This window comes from Stutzerimonas stutzeri (genome assembly GCF_000219605.1).
Classification (GTDB): Bacteria; Pseudomonadota; Gammaproteobacteria; order Pseudomonadales; family Pseudomonadaceae; genus Stutzerimonas; species Stutzerimonas stutzeri.
On sequence record NC_015740.1, the window covers coordinates 502,778 to 519,539 of the forward strand.

Consider the following 16,762-nt stretch of genomic DNA (forward strand, 5'->3'; position numbering starts at 1 on the left):
GGATGGCGGCGGCGCAGCGGCTTTTCAAGCGACGAAGCGGGAAATTCCCGCCTCGCCGTCGGCTGGTCGGTCAGCGTCCGGGCACCTGGGCGGTGGGGAAGTGGCAGGAAAAGCAGCTGCCCCGGCCCGGCGCGCTGGTGATGTCCAGACGGCCCTGATGGCGCAGCAGCACGTGCTTGACGATGGCCAGGCCAAGGCCCGTGCCGCCGGTGCTGCTGGCGCGGCTCGAGTCGACGCGGTAGAAGCGCTCGGTCAGGCGCGGCAGGTGCTTCTGTTCGATGCCGATGCCGCTGTCCTCGACGCTCAGGTGCGCACCGGCCTCGTCGCCCCACCAGCGCACATGGATGGTGCCGCCGTCGGGGGTGTATTTCACCGCGTTGAAGACCAGGTTGGAGAAAGCGCTGCGCAGTTCCGTCTCGCTGCCCTTGAGCTGCAGCTGCGGATCGGCATCCAGACTGATCAGGTGGGCGCGGGCTCCGGAGAGCGCGCGGGCATCGCTGATGATCGACTGCAGCAGCAATCCGACCGCCACTGGCTGGTTGTCGGTCGGGCGGCTGCTGGTCTCCAGTCGCGCCAGCAACAGCAGGTCGTTGAGCAGGTGCTGCATGCGCCCGGCCTGCTGGTTCATCTGCTGTAGCGCGCGGAGCCAGCGCGGGTTCACCCCCTCGGCATGCTCCAGCAGGGTTTCCAGATAACCCGCGATGACGGTGAGCGGCGTGCGCAGCTCATGGGAGACGTTGGCAACGAAATCCTTGCGCATCTGCTCCAGCTGATGCAGCCGGGTGACATCGCGGACCAGCAGCAGGTGCTCGCGATTGCCGTAGCGGGTGATGTTGAACTGCAGGCGGATGCGATCGTCCACCGGCGAGGCCAGCTCCAGCGGCTGGTCGTAGTTGCCGCTGTCGAAGTACTCCTTGAACGCCGGGTGACGCACCAGATTGCCGATCGGATGGCCGGCATCCTGGGGCTTCTTCAGCCCGAGCAGGCGGTTGGCGGCTGGGTTCCACCACTCCAGGTTGCCATCGCTGTCGAGCATGATCACCGCATCCTTGAGCGCTGCGGTGGACCCCTGGGCGCGATCGATGATGCCCTGCAGCTCGCCTCGCAGGCGCAGGTCGCGGCGCTGCAGCTGGTAGAGGTTGTCGAACACATCGCCCCAGATGCCGGCCGAGTCGGGTGGCGGCTCGTCCGGATCGCTGCGGTGCAGCCAGCGCTGCAGGCGCAGCAGCTGGCGCAGGGTCCAGATGAGGTAACCGCTCAGACCGAGCACCAGTGCCCAGGCATATTCGCCACTGATCAGACCGAGCAGCAGGCAGCCGCCCAGCAACAGCAGCAGGCGGCGAACGAGGGCTCCTTGCCAGTCCTGATTCAAGCGATGTACTCCGAAGAGAACGCGACGGTGCGCGGTTGGGAACGCATGCTAAGGCGGCGCGCTCAGCTCTTGCTGGAGAAACGATAGCCGGTGCCGCGTACGGTCTGCACCAGGTTCTCGTAGGCCTCGCCGAGGGCCTTGCGCAGCCGGCGGATGTGTACGTCCACGGTGCGCTCCTCGACGTAGACATTGCCGCCCCAGACCTGATCGAGCAGCTGGCTGCGGGTGTAGGCGCGTTCCTGGTGGGTCATGAAGAACTGCAGCAGGCGGTATTCGGTCGGGCCCATCTCGGCTGGTTTGCCGTCGATGGTGACGCGGTGGCTGACCGGGTCGAGCAGCAGGCCGCCGATCTCGATGGGCGCCTCGCTGTCCACCGGCGTCGCGCGGCGCAGCACGGCCTTCAGCCGGGCCACCAGTTCGCGTGGCGAAAAGGGCTTGGTGATGTAGTCGTCGGCGCCGACCTCCAGGCCCTGGATCTTGTTGTCCTCTTCGCCTTTGGCGGTGAGCATGATGATCGGCGTGTCGGCGGTCAGCTCGTCGCGCTTGAGCCGTCGCGCCAGTTCGATGCCCGATGTGCCGGGCAGCATCCAGTCGAGCAGGATCAGGTCCGGTTTGCGGTCGATGATCAGCGCGTGGGCCTGTTGGGTGTTTTCCGCTTCGAGACAGTCATAGCCGGCCATTTCCAGGGCGACGACGATCATCTCCCGAATCGGCGCCTCGTCATCGACGATCAGTATGCTCTTGCCATTCATGGTCACGCCTCGGGTCCGTTCTTGTCGCTCGGCATTAGATAACGGAAATATTGCAGCCATGTGACAGGCAGACGGCAAGCCGGAGCAAGAAAGATTGTCTTCGATAGTGGCGTTTTGCTCAGGCCTTCGTCGCGTAATCCAGCACGATGCCGGCGAGAATCGCCAGGCCCGCCCAGTGATTGTGCAGGAACGCCTTGAAGCAGACCTGTGGCTTGCGCGAGGCGGTCTTCCAGTATTCCCAGGCGAAGCAGCCGGCTGCGACCACCAGCCCCAGGTGGAACCACTGGCCCAGCTCGAAACGCACTCCGGCGAGGATCAGGCAGAACAGCGCCAGCCCCTGCAGGGTGACGATGATGATGCGGTCCGCTTCACCGAAGAGGATGGCGGTGGACTTGATGCCGATCTTCAGGTCGTCTTCGCGATCGGCCATGGCGTAGTAGGTGTCGTAGGCCACGGTCCACAGCAGGTTGGCGATGAACAGCAGCCAGGCTTCCGGCGGCAGGCTGCCGCTCTCGGCGGTGAATGCCATGGGTATGCCCCACGAGAATGCCGCGCCGAGCACCACCTGAGGGTAAAAGGTGTAGCGCTTCATGAACGGGTAGCAGGCGGCCAGCGCCAGCGCGCCGAAGGACAGATAGACAGTGGTTGCGTTGGTCAGCAGCACCAGCACGAAGCTCAGTCCCACCAGGATGGCGAACAGCGTCCAGGCCTCCCGCGAACTGACCCGGCCGGCGGCCATGGGGCGCGCCTGGGTGCGCTGCACGTGGCCATCGAAGTTGCGATCGGCGAAATCGTTGACCACGCAGCCGGCGGCGCGCATCAGGATCACCCCGGTGATGAAGATGAACAGGTTCTTCGCGCTGGGCACGCCTTCGGCGGCGATCCACAGTGCCCACAGCGTCGGCCACAGCAGCAGATAGGTGCCGATGGGCTTGTCCAGGCGCATCAGCTGGATGAAATCCCAGGCGCGCGGGTGCAGGCGATTGCACGATTGCAGCAACTTCAAATACATCAGCGGCTCTCCTTGGCGAAGGGGGACATGCAGCGGTTCGCTCAGGGTGTGACGGCAGCGGCCTGCCACAGCGCGGGCAGGAACACCTCGGCGACCAGCACGCCGAGTCGATTCTGGCGGAAGCACGAGCGCCGCGCCCAGAGGCCGTCGACACGCTGTGCTTGCGGCAGCCATTGCGCCGGGTAGTGACAGGCTTCGAGCTGCCCGCGGGCGAAGGCCGGGTCGCTGAACAGCAGTTCGCCCAGGGAGCGATTGCCCAGGCTTTGCAGGTCCAGCCCGGCGGCGTCCAACTGGGCGCGCGCAGCGACGCTGCGGGCGAACACCCAGGGTTGTTCATGCCCGCACAGGTAGACCTCGCGCACCCATCCCTCGCTCGCCTCGGCCACGCCGAGCGCGGCGCACTCGTCGGCGCGCAGGGGCTGCCAGGCCTGGTGCAGGGGAATCACACTGAAGGCGCCATCGGCCAGCTCGGTCAGGCGGCGGGTCAGTGAGCCCTTGTCGACGTAAAGCCAGTCGTGCAGGGCGGGGTCGAGCGGGAAGGGCAGGCGGTCGGGGCTCAGCCAGTCTGGATTCGGGGACACGGCGATTCGGGCATGACGGAAAGAGCGGCGAGTCTAGCATGCGCCTGGCTGCCGGGCGGCTGCATGCGTCCCTGTGCCGGCGCGCGGCCTGTAGCGGCGCGGGCGGGACGCTACAGGGGGTCAGGTCCAGCCTTCGAGGCGCATGGTGGCGCGCACCAGGCGCTGTTCTTCCTGCTCGATCTCCTTGAGATTGTCGCGAATGCCGTGGATATGGTCGCGCGCGGCACGCTGGGCCTGCTCGGGCAGGCGTTCGATCACCGCGTGGTAGAGCCGCGAGTGCTGGCGGTCGATCTGTCGTTTCTGCGCCGGCCGGTGATAGAGGTTGTTCACCGAGGCGAACACGGTGCTGAGCATCAGGTCGGTCAGCGACTGCAGCGTATGCACCAGTACCGGGTTGTGCGAGGCCTCGCAGATGGCCAGGTGGAAGGCATGGTCCAGGCGCGCGTGTTCACGCGGGTCGGCACCCTGCTCGCTGGCGTGGGCGGCGAGCATCTCCTCGTAGCGCCGACGCAGCAGGACGAAATCCGCGTCGGTGCCGCGCAGTGCGGCGAGCCGTGCCGATTCGCTTTCCAGCAGCGCGCGCACTTCCAGCAGGTCGTAGAGGGTGCGCGGCTGCGAGTTGAACAGGTGCATCAATGGGCTGGCGTCGTGGTTGCCGGACAGCTCGGCGACGAAGGAGCCTCGGCCCTGGGAGGTCTCGATGATGCCGCGCCCGCGCAAAACGCGCAGGCCTTCGCGCAGTGCCGAGCGGGAGATGCCGAGCTTCTCGCACAGGCGGCGCTCGGAGGGCAGCGCCTGGCCGACCTTGAGCACGCCGTCGACGATCAGCCGTTCGATGCGCTCGGCCACCACGTCGGCGACTTGACGGCGGTCATTGTTGGGTTCGTTCGACATGCCAATTCTCCAGCTGGTAGGACCAGTTGACGGGCAGTTTACCTCGAATGCTGAAAAGCACCTAGCGGCGCGGCCTGGAAGGGCTTCAGGTAGTGCTTTGAACGGGATGACTACAAAAAACTGGTAGGACCAGTTGGTGCGGGCATGGACGGCTCGCGGCCATCGGCGCTAAAGATGCGTCATTCCACCGCAGCTGCCCGCGCTGGCGGTGACTCACGAAAGCGGAACCTGCCATGAACATTCTCTACGACGAACGCGTCGATGGTGCGTTGCCCAAGGTCGACAAGGCCGCCCTGCTGGCCGAGCTGCAGGCGCAGTTGCCCGATCTGGACATCCTCCACCGCAGCGAGGACCTCAAGCCCTACGAGTGCGATGGGCTGTCCGCCTATCGCACCACGCCGCTGCTGGTGGTGCTGCCCGAGCGCATCGAGCAGGTCGAGACGCTGCTCAAGCTCTGCCATCAGCGCGGCGTTCCGGTAGTCGCTCGCGGCGCCGGTACCGGGCTGTCCGGCGGTGCGCTGCCGCTGGAGCAGGGCATCCTGCTGGTGATGGCGCGCTTCAACAAGATTCTCGAAGTGGACCCGGCCGGTCGTTTCGCCCGCGTCCAGCCCGGTGTACGCAACCTGGCGATCTCCCACGCCGCGGCTCCCTTCGATCTGTATTACGCACCGGACCCCTCGTCGCAGATCGCCTGTTCCATCGGCGGCAACGTCGCCGAGAACGCCGGTGGCGTGCACTGCCTGAAATACGGGCTGACCGTGCATAACCTGCTCAAAGTGGACATCCTCACCGTCGAAGGCGAGCGCATGACGCTCGGCTCCGACGCCCTGGACTCGCCGGGCTTCGACCTGCTGGCGCTGTTCACCGGCTCCGAAGGCATGCTCGGCATCGTCACCGAAGTCACGGTCAAACTGCTACCCAAGCCGCAGGTGGCCAAGGTGCTGCTGGCCGCCTTCGACTCGGTGGAAAAGGCCGGTCGTGCGGTGGGCGACATCATCGCCGCCGGCATCATCCCCGGTGGCCTGGAAATGATGGACAACCTGTCGATCCGCGCCGCCGAGGACTTCATCCACGCTGGCTACCCGGTGGATGCCGAGGCGATCCTGCTCTGCGAGCTGGATGGCGTGGAAGCCGACGTGCACGACGACTGCGCGCGCGTCAGCGAAGTGCTCAAGCTGGCCGGCGCCACCGAAGTGCGCCTGGCCAAGGACGAAGCCGAGCGCGTGCGCTTCTGGGCGGGACGCAAGAACGCCTTCCCGGCGGTCGGCCGTATTTCGCCGGACTACTACTGCATGGACGGCACCATTCCGCGCCGCGAGCTGCCGGGCGTGCTCAAGGGGATTTCCGACCTGTCCGAGCAGTTCGGCCTGCGCGTGGCCAACGTGTTCCACGCCGGCGACGGCAACATGCACCCGCTGATCCTGTTCGATGCCAACCAGCCCGGTGAGCTGGAACGCGCCGAAGACCTGGGCGGCAAGATCCTCGAACTCTGCGTGAAGGTGGGCGGCAGCATTACCGGCGAACACGGCGTCGGCCGCGAGAAGATCAATCAGATGTGTTCGCAGTTCAACGCCGACGAGCTGACGCTGTTCCATGCGGTCAAGGCGGCCTTCGACCCGAGCGGCCTGCTCAACCCGGGCAAGAACATTCCGACCCTGCATCGCTGCGCCGAATTCGGCCGCATGCACATCCACAACGGCCAGCTGCCTTTCCCCGAACTGGAGCGTTTCTGATGTCCGTAATCGCCAACGACGCCAGCGCGCTGTTGCTGGACCAGGTCAACCAGGCGCTCGCCGCCAAGACCCCGCTGCGCATCCAGGGCAGCGGCAGCAAGGCCTTCCTCGGCCGCGCGGCCGAGGGCCAGCTGCTCGACGTGCGCGAGCACCGCGGCATCGTCAGCTACGACCCCACCGAGCTGGTGGTGACAGCGCGTGCCGGTACGCCGCTCGCCGAACTCGAGGCCACGCTGGACGAGGCCGGGCAAATGTTGCCTTGCGAGCCGCCGCACTTTGGCGAAGGCGCCACCGTCGGCGGCATGATCGCGGCCGGACTGTCCGGGCCGCGTCGGCCGTGGAGCGGTTCGGTGCGCGATTTCGTGCTCGGCTCGCGGGTCATCACCGGCCAGGGCAAGCACCTGCGTTTCGGCGGCGAGGTGATGAAGAACGTCGCCGGTTACGACCTGTCGCGCCTGATGGCCGGCAGCTTCGGCTGCCTCGGCGTGCTCACCGAAGTTTCGCTCAAGGTACTGCCCAAGCCACGCCTGTGCACCAGCCTGCGTCTGGAAATCGATCTCGAACGTGCGCTGCTCAAGCTCGCCGAATGGGGCCAGCAGCCGGTACCGATCAGCGCCGCCAGCCATGACGGCAAGGCCCTTTACCTGCGCCTGGAAGGTGGCGAAGGGTCGGTCAATGCCGCGCGCGAACGCATCGGCGGCGAGGATCTCGACCCTGGCTACTGGAACGAGCTGCGCGAGCAGCGCCTGGCGTTCTTCGCCGACCCGCGCCCGCTATGGCGCCTGTCGCTGCCGAACAACACGCCAGCCGTGGCGTTGCCGGGCGACCAGCTGGTGGACTGGGCCGGTGCCCAGCGCTGGCTGAAGTCCGATGCCGATGCGGTGACCATCCGCGGCATCGCCATTGAGGTCGGCGGCCACGCCACCTGCTTTACCGCAGGCGCGACGAGCAATCCGTTCCAGCCGCTGTCGGCGCCGCTGTTGCGCTATCACCGCCAGCTCAAGGCCGCGCTGGATCCGCAGGGGATCTTCAACCCCGGCCGCATGTATTCCGAGGTCTGACGACGTATGCAAACGAATCTGAGCGAAGCCGCGAAAAAACTGCCGCGCGCCGAGGAAGCGGAAAGCATCCTGCGCTCCTGCGTGCACTGTGGCTTCTGCAACGCCACCTGCCCGACCTACCAGCTGCTGGGCGACGAGTTGGACGGCCCGCGCGGGCGGATCTACCTGATGAAGCAGATGCTCGAGGGCGGTGAGGTGACCGAGAGCACCCAGCTGCACCTGGACCGCTGCCTGACCTGCCGGAACTGCGAGACCACCTGCCCGTCCGGGGTGAAGTACCACAACCTGCTGGACATCGGCCGCGACTTCATCGAGCAGCAGGTGCAGCGCCCGTTGGGCGAGCGCGTCGTGCGCGGCGGCCTGCGCACGGTGATCCCGCGACCGGGCCTGTTCAAGGCACTGCTGGGTGCCGGCAATGCGCTGAAGCCGTTGATGCCGGCCTCGCTGAAGGATCACCTGCCGCGCGAGATCCGGCCGGCCAAACCGCGCCCGCAGGTCATGCACCAGCGTCGCGTGCTGATGCTCGAAGGCTGCGTGCAGCCGAGCCTGTCGCCGAACACCAACGCCGCCGCTGCACGGGTGCTCGACCGCCTGGGCATCAGCGTCAGCCCGGCGCGTGAGGCCGGCTGTTGCGGTGCGGTGGACTACCACCTCAACGCCCAGGAGGCCGGTCTGGACCGCGCGCGGCGCAATATCGACGCCTGGTGGCCGGCCATCGAGGCCGGTGCCGAAGCCATCGTGCAGACGGCCAGCGGCTGCGGCGCCTTCGTCAAGGAGTACGGCCATCTGCTCAAGGACGACCCGGCCTACGCGGCCAAGGCCGCCCGTGTCAGCGAGCTGGCCAAGGACTTGGTCGAAGTGCTGCGCAGCGCCGAACTGGAAAAACTCGACGTGCGTGCCGACAAGCGCATGGCCTTCCACTGCCCGTGCACCTTGCAGCACGCACAGAAGCTCGGCGGCGCGGTCGAAGACGTGCTCACCCGTCTGGGCTACCAGCTCACTGCGGTGCCGGATGCGCACCTGTGCTGCGGCTCGGCCGGCAGCTATTCGATCACCCAGCCGGAGATTTCCCACCAGCTGCGCGACAACAAGCTCAACGCGCTGGAGAGCGGCAAGCCGGAAGTGATCGTCACCGCCAACATCGGTTGCCAGACCCACCTCGATGGCGCCGGCCGCACGCCGGTCAAGCACTGGATCGAAGTGGTCGAGGAATCGATGCAGTAGCAATGCCTCATGGTTCGGCCGTCCAGACAGGGCGGCCAACGAACAACCGAAATACGAAGACAGGAGAATCGAGATGAAAAGCAAAGCCGTACTGAGCCAGACCGAAGTCGCCACCATCCTCGCCGCCGCCCGTGCCGAAGCGCAGGCCAACGGCTGGGCCGTGACCATCGTCGTCGCCGACGACGGCGGCCATCCGCTGGCGCTGGAGCGTCTGGACGGCTGCGCGCCGATCGCCTCCTACATCGCCACCGAGAAGGCCCGCAGCTCGGCCCTCGGTCGCCGCGAAACCAAGGGCTATGAAGACATGGTCAACAACGGCCGCACTGCCTTCCTCTCCGCGCCGGTGGTCTGCTCCCTGGAAGGTGGCGTGCCGGTGGTGGTCGACGGCCACGTCATCGGTTCGGTCGGCGTCTCCGGTGTGACTGCCGCGCAGGACGCCCAGATCGCTAAGGCCGGCGTTGCCGCCCTGGCTAACTGAACAGACAAGGAGAACGACAGATGACCGAGCGTGTAACCCTAGGCCGCCTGCAGGTCGCGGCCAATCTGCAGCGATTCATCGAAGACGAAGTCCTGCCGGGCACCGGTATCGAAGCCGCCGCCTTCTGGCAGGGGCTGGACACCCTGGTCCACGACCTGGCGCCGAAGAACCGTGAGCTGCTTGCCGAGCGCGACCGCATGCAGGTCGAACTGGACAGCTGGCACAAGGCCAACCCGGGCCCGATCAAGGACATGGCCGCCTACCGCGCCTTCCTCGAGTCCATCGGCTACCTGCTGCCAGTGCCGGGTGAGGTGAAGATCGAGACGGCCAACGTCGATAGCGAGATCGCCACCCAGGCCGGCCCGCAGCTGGTGGTGCCGATCATGAACGCGCGCTATGCGCTGAACGCCGCCAACGCACGCTGGGGCTCGCTGTACGATGCGCTCTACGGCACCGACGCAATCTCCGAAGAGGGCGGTGCGCAGAAGGGCCCGGGCTACAACGAAGTCCGTGGCGCCAAGGTCATCGCCTATGCACGCACCTTCCTCGATCAGGCCGCGCCGCTGGCCGAAGGCAGTCACGCAGACGCCACCGCCTACCGCGTGCAGGACGGCCAGCTGAAGGTCACCCTGGAGAACGGCAGTGTCACCGGCCTCAAGCAGCCAGAGAAGTTCGTCGGCTTCCAGGGCGAAGCGGTCGAGCCGAAGGCCGTGCTGCTGAAGAACAACGGCCTGCACATCGAGATCCAGATCGACCCGAACAGCCCGATCGGCCAGACCGATGCCGCCGGCGTGAAGGACCTGCTGATCGAGTCCGCGGTTTCCACCATTCTCGACTGCGAAGATTCGGTCGCCGCGGTGGATGCCGACGACAAGGTGCTGGCCTACCGCAACTGGCTGGGCATCGTGCAGGGCACCCTCAGCGAGGAAGTGGCCAAGGGCAGCTCGAGCTTCGTCCGCCGCCTGAATCCGGACCGCGAATACAGCGCGCCCAACGGCGGCGAGCTGAAGCTGCACGGCCGCTCGCTGCTGTTCATCCGCAATGTCGGGCACCTGATGACCAACCCGGCGATTCTGCTGGAAGACGGCCGCGAGATCCCGGAAGGCATCATGGACGGCGTGTTCACCAGCCTGATCGCCAAGCATGACCTCAAGCGCAAGGGCAACTCGCGCACCGGCAGCGTCTACATCGTCAAGCCGAAGATGCACGGGCCGAAGGAAGTCGCCTTCGCCGACGAATTGTTCGGTCGCGTCGAGGACCTCATCGGTGTGCCGCGCTACACCCTGAAGATGGGCATCATGGACGAGGAGCGCCGTACCAGCGCCAACCTCAAGGCCTGCATCGCCGCGGCCAAGCACCGCGTGGCCTTCATCAACACGGGCTTCCTCGACCGTACCGGCGACGAGATGCACACCTGCATGGAAGCCGGACCGGTGCTGCGCAAGGGCGACATGAAAACCACGCCGTGGATACAGTCCTACGAGCGCAACAACGTACTGGTCGGCCTGGCCTGCGGCCTGCGCGGCAAGGCGCAGATCGGCAAGGGCATGTGGGCCATGCCGGACCTGATGGCGGCCATGCTCGAGCAGAAGATTGGCCATCCGAAGTCCGGCGCCAACACCGCCTGGGTGCCGTCGCCCACCGGCGCCACCCTGCATGCGCTGCATTACCACCAGGTGAACGTGCAGGCCGTGCAGAGCGAGCTGGAAAAGGTCGACCTGGCCGCCGAGCGCGAGCAGCTGCTCAACGATCTGCTGACCATCCCGGTGGTCGCCGAAGACAAGTGGAGCGCGGAGGAGAAGCAGCAGGAGTTGGACAACAACTGCCAGGGCATCCTCGGCTACGTGGTGCGCTGGGTCGAGCAGGGCGTCGGTTGTTCCAAGGTGCCGGACATCCACAACGTCGGCCTGATGGAAGACCGCGCCACCCTGCGCATCTCCAGCCAGCACATCGCCAACTGGCTGCACCACGGCGTGGTCAGCCGCGAGCAGGTGCAGGAAACCCTGGAGCGCATGGCCAAGGTGGTCGACCAGCAGAATGCCGGCGATCCGCTCTATCGCGCCATGTCCAGCGACTACACTCAGTCGATCGCCTTCCAGGCGGCGTCCGATCTGGTGTTCAAGGGCCGCGAGCAGCCGTCCGGTTATACCGAGCCGCTGCTGCACCAGTGGCGCCAGCGCTTCAAGGCCGCCCAGGGCTGATGAACAGGGGGAACCGCGTGCGGCCGGAGGTTCGGCCCCCGCGGTGAGGACAGGAGCCCCAGGCGTCCAACGGCGCCCGGGGCTTTCGAGCATGAGCGGCACTGTTTCGGCCGGGCCGTCGGGAAGCGCACCGCCTGGCTGCGCTTCATGCGAAGCACCGGGCACGCCCGGACACAATAGAAGTGGTTCACAACAAAAAACGCAGGGACCCAACAAATGAGTCAAACACTACTGTCCATCCTGGCCTTCGTGCCGCTGGTGCTGGCGGGTGTGCTGCTGATCGGCTTTCGCTGGCCGGCCAAGTACGCCATGCCGCTGGTTTTCGTCCTCACTGCGCTGATCGGCCTGCTGGCCTGGGACATGACCCTCAACCGGGTTATCGCCTCGACCTTCCAGGGCCTGATCCTCACCGCGGCGATCCTCTGGATCATCTTCGGTGCGATCCTGCTGCTCAACACGCTGAAACATTCCGGGGGGATCAGTTCGATTCGGCGTGGCTTCTCCAACATCAGCCCTGACCGTCGTGTCCAGGTGCTGATCGTCGCCTGGCTGTTCGGCTGCTTCATCGAGGGGGCCTCGGGCTTCGGTACGCCAGCGGCGGTGGCGGCACCGCTGATGGTAGCGCTGGGCTTCCCGGCGTTGGCGGCGGTGGTGATGGGGATGATGGTGCAGTCCACGCCGGTGTCCTTCGGTGCGGTGGGCACGCCGATCCTGGTCGGGGTCGGCGCCGGCCTGGACAAGAGCGGGATCAGCGCGCAGCTGGCGACCGTGGGCAGCAACTGGGACGTGTTCTTCCACCTGATCTTCTCGCGGGTGGCGATCATCCATGCGCTGTGCGGCATCCTCATGCCGCTGATCATGATCAGCATCATGACCCGCTACTTCGGCCGCAACAAATCCTGGACCGAAGGCCTGGCCGTGGCGCCGTTCGCGGTGTTCACCGGATTGTGCTTCGTCATCCCGTATGCCGCCGCCGGTGTGTTCCTCGGCCCGGAATTCCCCTCGATCATCGGTGCCCTGGTGGGCCTGGCCATCGTGGTGCCGGCGGCCAAGGCCGGCTTCCTGCTGCCGAAGGACAGCTGGGATTTTGCCCCGGCGAGCGAGTGGCCATCCGAGTGGATGGGCAAGATCGAGATGAAGATCGAGGACGTCGCCGGCAAGACGCCGATTTCCGTGCCGATGGCCTGGGCGCCGTACCTGATCCTGGCCGGCTTGCTGGTGGCCTCGCGGGTGTTCCCGGACTTCAAGGCCTTGCTGATGTCGCTGTCGTTCGGCTGGAAGGACATTCTCGGTGAGACCGGCGTCTCCGGCACGCTGGAGCCGCTGTACCTGCCCGGTGGCATTCTCTGCATCGTGGTGCTGATCACCTTCTTCCTGCATCGCATGAGCGCGCGGGAACTGGGCGCGGCGATCTCCGAGTCGAGCAAGACCCTGCTCGGCGCAGGCTTCGTGCTGATCTTCACCATCCCGATGGTGCGCATCCTGATCAACTCGGGCGTGAACGGCTCCGACCTGGTGTCCATGCCGGTGGCCATGGCGCAGCTGGTGGCCAACAGCGTGGGTGATGTCTATCCGTTCTTCGCGCCGGCGGTCGGTGCGCTGGGCGCCTTCATCGCCGGTTCCAACACCGTGTCCAACCTGATGCTGTCGCAGTTCCAGTTCAACACCGCGGGCCTGCTGGGGCTGTCCGGTGCGCTGATGGTGGCGCTGCAGTCGGTCGGTGCGGCGGCGGGCAACATGATCGCCATCCACAACGTGGTGGCGGCCTCGGCCACCGTCGGCCTGCTCGGTCGCGAAGGGATCACCCTGCGCAAGACCATGCTGCCAACCCTGTACTACCTCATCCTGGCCGGCACCATCGGCCTGATCGGGTTCTACGTGATGGGCATCAGCGATCCGCTGGTGGGTGCCGCAGGCTAAGCCAGGCGGTAGTTTGACGGGCGGCCCAGGCCGCCCGTTTTCATTTGTGCAGTTGGTGCGGCGCGCCGTTCTGGTATAGCGTGCGTCGCAGTCGACGGATCATCGAGGTTACCCATGAAGAAATGGCAATGTGTGGTGTGCGGCTATATCTATGACGAAGCGCTGGGCGCGCCGGAAGAGGGCATCGCCCCCGGCACGGCCTGGGAAGATGTGCCGGAAGACTGGGTTTGCCCCGATTGCGGCGTCGGCAAGCTGGACTTCGAGATGATCGCCATCGGCTGATTCCGTTTCGCCAACCTACCCCATGAGGACCTGACGTGAGCGCACCCGTAGTCATCATCGGCACCGGCCTGGCCGGTTACAACCTGGCGCGGGAGTTCCGCAAGCTGGACCCGCAGACGCCGCTGTTGCTGATCACCGCCGACGACGGTCGTTCCTATTCCAAACCACTGCTGTCCACCGGTTTTGCCGCCAACAAGGACGCCGACAGCCTGGGTATGGCCACCGCCGGAGCCATGGCCGAGCAGCTGAACGCGGAGATTCGCACGCACACCCGCGTCACCCGTCTGGACCCGGCGCACCGCCGTGTCTGGATCGGCAACGAACCGGTGCCATACCGGGATCTGGTGCTGGCCTGGGGCGCGCAGACGATCCGTGTGCCGGTGGAGGGCGATGCGGCGGATGCGGTCTATCCGATCAACGACCTGCACGACTATGGACGCTTCCGTGCCGCTGCCGCCGGCAAACGCCGCGTGCTGATCCTCGGCGCCGGGTTGATCGGCTGCGAGTTCGCCAACGACCTGCTGCAGGGCGGCCACGAGGTGGATCTGGTCGCCCCCAGCGAGCAGGTCATGCCGGGCCTGCTGCCGCTGCAGGCCGCCGAGGCGGTGAAGCGCGGCCTGGAGGGCATCGGCGCGCGCATTCATCTCGGGGCCACGCTGGAGCGCCTGCAGCGCAGCACCGACGGTCTGCAGGCGACCCTGTCCGACGGCTCGCAGCGGGCCTGCGATCTGGTGGTCAGTGCCGTCGGCCTGCGCCCACGTACCGAGCTGGCCGCCGAGGCGGGGCTTGAGGTCAAGCGCGGCATCGTCGTCGATCGCCTGCTCAAGACCTCGGCGGAGCACGTCTATGCCCTGGGCGATTGCGCCGAGGTGGAAGGGCTCAGCCTGCTCTACGTGATGCCGCTGATGGCCGGCGCACGGGCCTTGGCTAAAACGCTGTTTGGCAATCCGACCTTTGTCAGTTATGGCCCCATGCCGGTAACCGTGAAGACCCCGGCCTGTCCGGTAGTGGTCTCGATGCCCGCCGTGGGCAGTGCCGGCAGCTGGTCCGTCGAGGCCCAGGGCAACGACGTCAAGGCGCTCTATCTCGGGGCTTGCGGGGAGTTGCTCGGCTACGCGTTGACCGGCGCGGCGGTGCAGGAGCGACTGGCGCTGAACAAGCAGTTGCCACCGGTATTGGCGGAACTACCGCAAATTCTGTCGCTAAAGTCCCCCAACTGAGCTTGCAGGGCGTCCGCGGGGACTGGCGCAGGTGCTAGCGCCGTGCCATTCTCCATGGGGCTGCCCCAGCCTAGAGCTGTTGCAGCGCCTTTAGCGCTGTTCTTGTGAACAGTACGGACACAACAACAAAAACGTCTCAGAGGCTCCCAATGCGTAAACCGGAACTCGCCGCAGCCATTGCCGAGAAGGCTGATCTGTCCAAGGACCAGGCCAATCGCGTACTCAACGCCGTGCTGGATGAAATCACCAATGCGCTGAACCGCAAGGACAGCGTCACCCTGGTCGGTTTCGGCACCTTCGTTCAGCGCCACCGTGGCGCCCGCACCGGGAAAAACCCGCAGACCGGGCAACCGGTCACCATCAAGGCCAGCAATACCGTCGCGTTCAAACCGGGCAAGATGCTCAAAGACGCCGTCAACTGACGCTGCGCCGACCCGGAGCCGATCGGCTCCGGGTAAACCTGACCGACTGGTCTTCCCCGGACCCGTTCGTACCCGTCCTTCCCCCCGCCGACCAAGCCACTACAATGCGGCCTTCCTCTCGTACCGGTCGGGACAACACGTCATGAAATTCCGCTTTCTGCTTTGGATGCTGGGCCGCCTGATGGCCAAGGCCAGCCGCACCAACCCCGAGTTCCAGCAGCAGCTGGGCGACAAGGATCTGACCTTTCAGCTGCACACCTTGGATGGCAAGGTCGCCCGGCACTTCGTGGTGAAAGACCAGCGCGTCACCAGCAAGCGCGGCCCGGCGCCTGAGCCGGCGTTCTCCCTGGGGTTCAAGGATGCCGCCTATGGCTTCGCCACCATGACGGCGAAGAACAAGCAGCTGGCGTTCATGCAGGGGATTCAGAACAAGGACATCCAGATCCAGGGGAACCCGGCGCTGGTGATGTGGTTCCAGGGACTGACCAAATACCTGAAGCCGAAAAAGAAGAAGTAGTGTCGCCCTGAGCCCGCGATTCGGCGCGCTCATTTCTGGATGTCCGGCACCCGGCTCGTCAGACCCAAGCCTGCAGGTCACTTGTGGTGGAAAACGCTGCGCGGCTTCCACCCTACCGCCTTCCCGGTGCCAGATTCCTACACCTTCCTACGCCCGCTCCCGCCAAACCTTCGCCTCATCCTTCAGCCAGTCCCGAAACGCCACCAGCCCCGCCGACTCCACCTTGCGCTCCGGAATCATCAGGTAGTACGCCCGCGTCTCGCTGCGATAGGCGTGGGGATGCGCCAGCACCAGCCGCCCCTCGGCCAGTTCCCGCTGGATCAGGAACGGCGGAATCAGCGCTACCCCCATGCCGTGCTCGGCCGCCTGCGCCAGCATGGAGAACAGCTCCAGCCGCGGGCCGGTCATGTCGCGGGCGACTTTCAACCCCAGTGAATCGAACCACTGCCGCCAGGCATAGGGTCGGGTGGTCTGCTGAAGCAGCGGCAGGTGGGCCAGGGCTTGGGTCGTGAACGGCTGACCGTCGCGCAGCAGGGCGGGGCTGCAGACTGGCTGCAGGTCCTCGGGCATCAGGTAGTGCGCCTCGGTACCGGACCAGTCGGCATCGCCGAAGTAGATGGCAGCATCGAACTCGGTATCGGCAAAGAGAAAGGGCCGGGTGCGGTTGGTCAGGTTCACCGTGATTTCCGGATGCAGCGCCTGGAAATGCCTGAGGCGCGGCACCAGCCACTGGGTGCCGAAGGTCGGCACCACGGCCAGCTCCAGGCTCATGGCGCCCTGCTGGCCCATCACCGACAGCGTGTCGCGCTCCACCGCGTCCAGCTGCGCTGCGATGCGGCGGGCGTAGGACTGGCCGGCGGCGGTGAGCTTCACGCCGCGCCGCGAACGGCGGAACAGCGCCAGGCCGAGGAATTCCTCCAGCCCGCCGATCTGCCGGCAGATGGCGCTCTGGGTCAGTGCCAGCTCGTCGGCCGCGCGGGTGAAGCTCTCGTGGCGGGCAGCGGCCTCGAAGGCGATCAGCGCGGCGGTGCTGGGAATCTTGCGGCGCATTATGCAAAGACCTCACGGGATAAGCCTGACGATGGCCAAGGAG

At 66.1% G+C, this 16,762-nt stretch carries 16 protein-coding genes; 10 read left to right on the forward strand and 6 right to left on the reverse strand.

Annotation, left to right across the window (positions count from 1 at the left end; all coding sequences use genetic code 11):
- Positions 1–70: 70 nt before the first annotated feature.
- The 5 genes from phoR to glcC form a co-directional block, all read right to left on the reverse strand.
- The gene (gene phoR, locus PSTAB_RS02280) at positions 71–1,372 is read right to left on the reverse strand and encodes a phosphate regulon sensor histidine kinase PhoR (RefSeq protein WP_013981562.1); all 1,302 of its coding nucleotides are present in this window, start codon (positions 1,370–1,372) and stop codon (positions 71–73) included.
- Between the two features lie 62 nt (positions 1,373–1,434).
- Positions 1,435–2,124, reverse strand: a complete 690-nt coding sequence (phoB, locus tag PSTAB_RS02285; protein WP_011911663.1) for a phosphate regulon transcriptional regulator PhoB — start codon at positions 2,122–2,124, stop codon at positions 1,435–1,437.
- Positions 2,125–2,242: 118 nt separating this feature from the next.
- Positions 2,243–3,136 (reverse strand): 4-hydroxybenzoate octaprenyltransferase, encoded by an 894-nt coding sequence (ubiA, locus tag PSTAB_RS02290; protein ID WP_013981563.1) that lies wholly within the window; start codon positions 3,134–3,136, stop codon positions 2,243–2,245.
- A gap of 41 nt (positions 3,137–3,177) precedes the next feature.
- Complete coding sequence (locus PSTAB_RS02295) at positions 3,178–3,717, reverse strand: chorismate--pyruvate lyase family protein (RefSeq protein WP_013981564.1); 540 nt, start codon at positions 3,715–3,717, stop codon at positions 3,178–3,180.
- A gap of 120 nt (positions 3,718–3,837) precedes the next feature.
- Complete coding sequence (gene glcC / locus PSTAB_RS02300) at positions 3,838–4,611, reverse strand: transcriptional regulator GlcC (protein ID WP_011911666.1); 774 nt, start codon at positions 4,609–4,611, stop codon at positions 3,838–3,840.
- Positions 4,612–4,844: 233 nt separating this feature from the next.
- Between glcC and glcD the strand changes: the two genes are divergently transcribed.
- From glcD to PSTAB_RS02350, 10 genes are all read left to right on the forward strand, one after another.
- The gene (glcD, locus tag PSTAB_RS02305; protein ID WP_013981565.1) at positions 4,845–6,344 is read left to right on the forward strand and encodes a glycolate oxidase subunit GlcD; all 1,500 of its coding nucleotides are present in this window, start codon (positions 4,845–4,847) and stop codon (positions 6,342–6,344) included.
- Entirely contained in the window at positions 6,344–7,405 is a 1,062-nt protein-coding gene (gene glcE / locus PSTAB_RS02310; RefSeq protein WP_013981566.1) for a glycolate oxidase subunit GlcE, read from the forward strand. The genes glcD and glcE overlap by 1 nt, the downstream gene beginning before the upstream one ends.
- Positions 7,406–7,411: 6 nt before the next feature.
- Positions 7,412–8,629, forward strand: a complete 1,218-nt coding sequence (gene glcF / locus PSTAB_RS02315; RefSeq protein WP_013981567.1) for a glycolate oxidase subunit GlcF — start codon at positions 7,412–7,414, stop codon at positions 8,627–8,629.
- Between the two features lie 73 nt (positions 8,630–8,702).
- Positions 8,703–9,107, forward strand: a complete 405-nt coding sequence (locus PSTAB_RS02320; protein WP_011911670.1) for a heme-binding protein — start codon at positions 8,703–8,705, stop codon at positions 9,105–9,107.
- A 20-nt stretch (positions 9,108–9,127) separates the two neighbouring features.
- Positions 9,128–11,308, forward strand: coding sequence for a malate synthase G (locus PSTAB_RS02325; protein WP_013981568.1), 2,181 nt, complete (start codon positions 9,128–9,130; stop codon positions 11,306–11,308).
- Positions 11,309–11,524: 216 nt separating this feature from the next.
- Positions 11,525–13,228 carry an L-lactate permease gene (locus PSTAB_RS02330; protein ID WP_013981569.1) on the forward strand — a complete coding sequence of 568 codons (1,704 nt, stop codon included), beginning with the start codon at positions 11,525–11,527 and terminating at the stop codon, positions 13,226–13,228.
- A gap of 114 nt (positions 13,229–13,342) precedes the next feature.
- Positions 13,343–13,510, forward strand: a complete 168-nt coding sequence (rd, locus tag PSTAB_RS02335) for a rubredoxin (RefSeq protein WP_011911673.1) — start codon at positions 13,343–13,345, stop codon at positions 13,508–13,510.
- A gap of 35 nt (positions 13,511–13,545) precedes the next feature.
- Positions 13,546–14,730 (forward strand): NAD(P)/FAD-dependent oxidoreductase, encoded by a 1,185-nt coding sequence (locus PSTAB_RS02340; protein WP_013981570.1) that lies wholly within the window; start codon positions 13,546–13,548, stop codon positions 14,728–14,730.
- 149 nt (positions 14,731–14,879) lie between these two features.
- Positions 14,880–15,152 carry an HU family DNA-binding protein gene (locus PSTAB_RS02345; protein ID WP_003283322.1) on the forward strand — a complete coding sequence of 91 codons (273 nt, stop codon included), beginning with the start codon at positions 14,880–14,882 and terminating at the stop codon, positions 15,150–15,152.
- Between the two features lie 142 nt (positions 15,153–15,294).
- Positions 15,295–15,669 (forward strand): SCP2 sterol-binding domain-containing protein, encoded by a 375-nt coding sequence (locus tag PSTAB_RS02350; protein WP_013981571.1) that lies wholly within the window; start codon positions 15,295–15,297, stop codon positions 15,667–15,669.
- A 147-nt stretch (positions 15,670–15,816) separates the two neighbouring features.
- Here the strand turns inward: PSTAB_RS02350 and PSTAB_RS02355 are convergent, their stop codons facing one another.
- Positions 15,817–16,719 (reverse strand): LysR family transcriptional regulator, encoded by a 903-nt coding sequence (locus PSTAB_RS02355; protein ID WP_013981572.1) that lies wholly within the window; start codon positions 16,717–16,719, stop codon positions 15,817–15,819.
- Between the last annotated feature and the right edge of the window lie 43 nt (positions 16,720–16,762).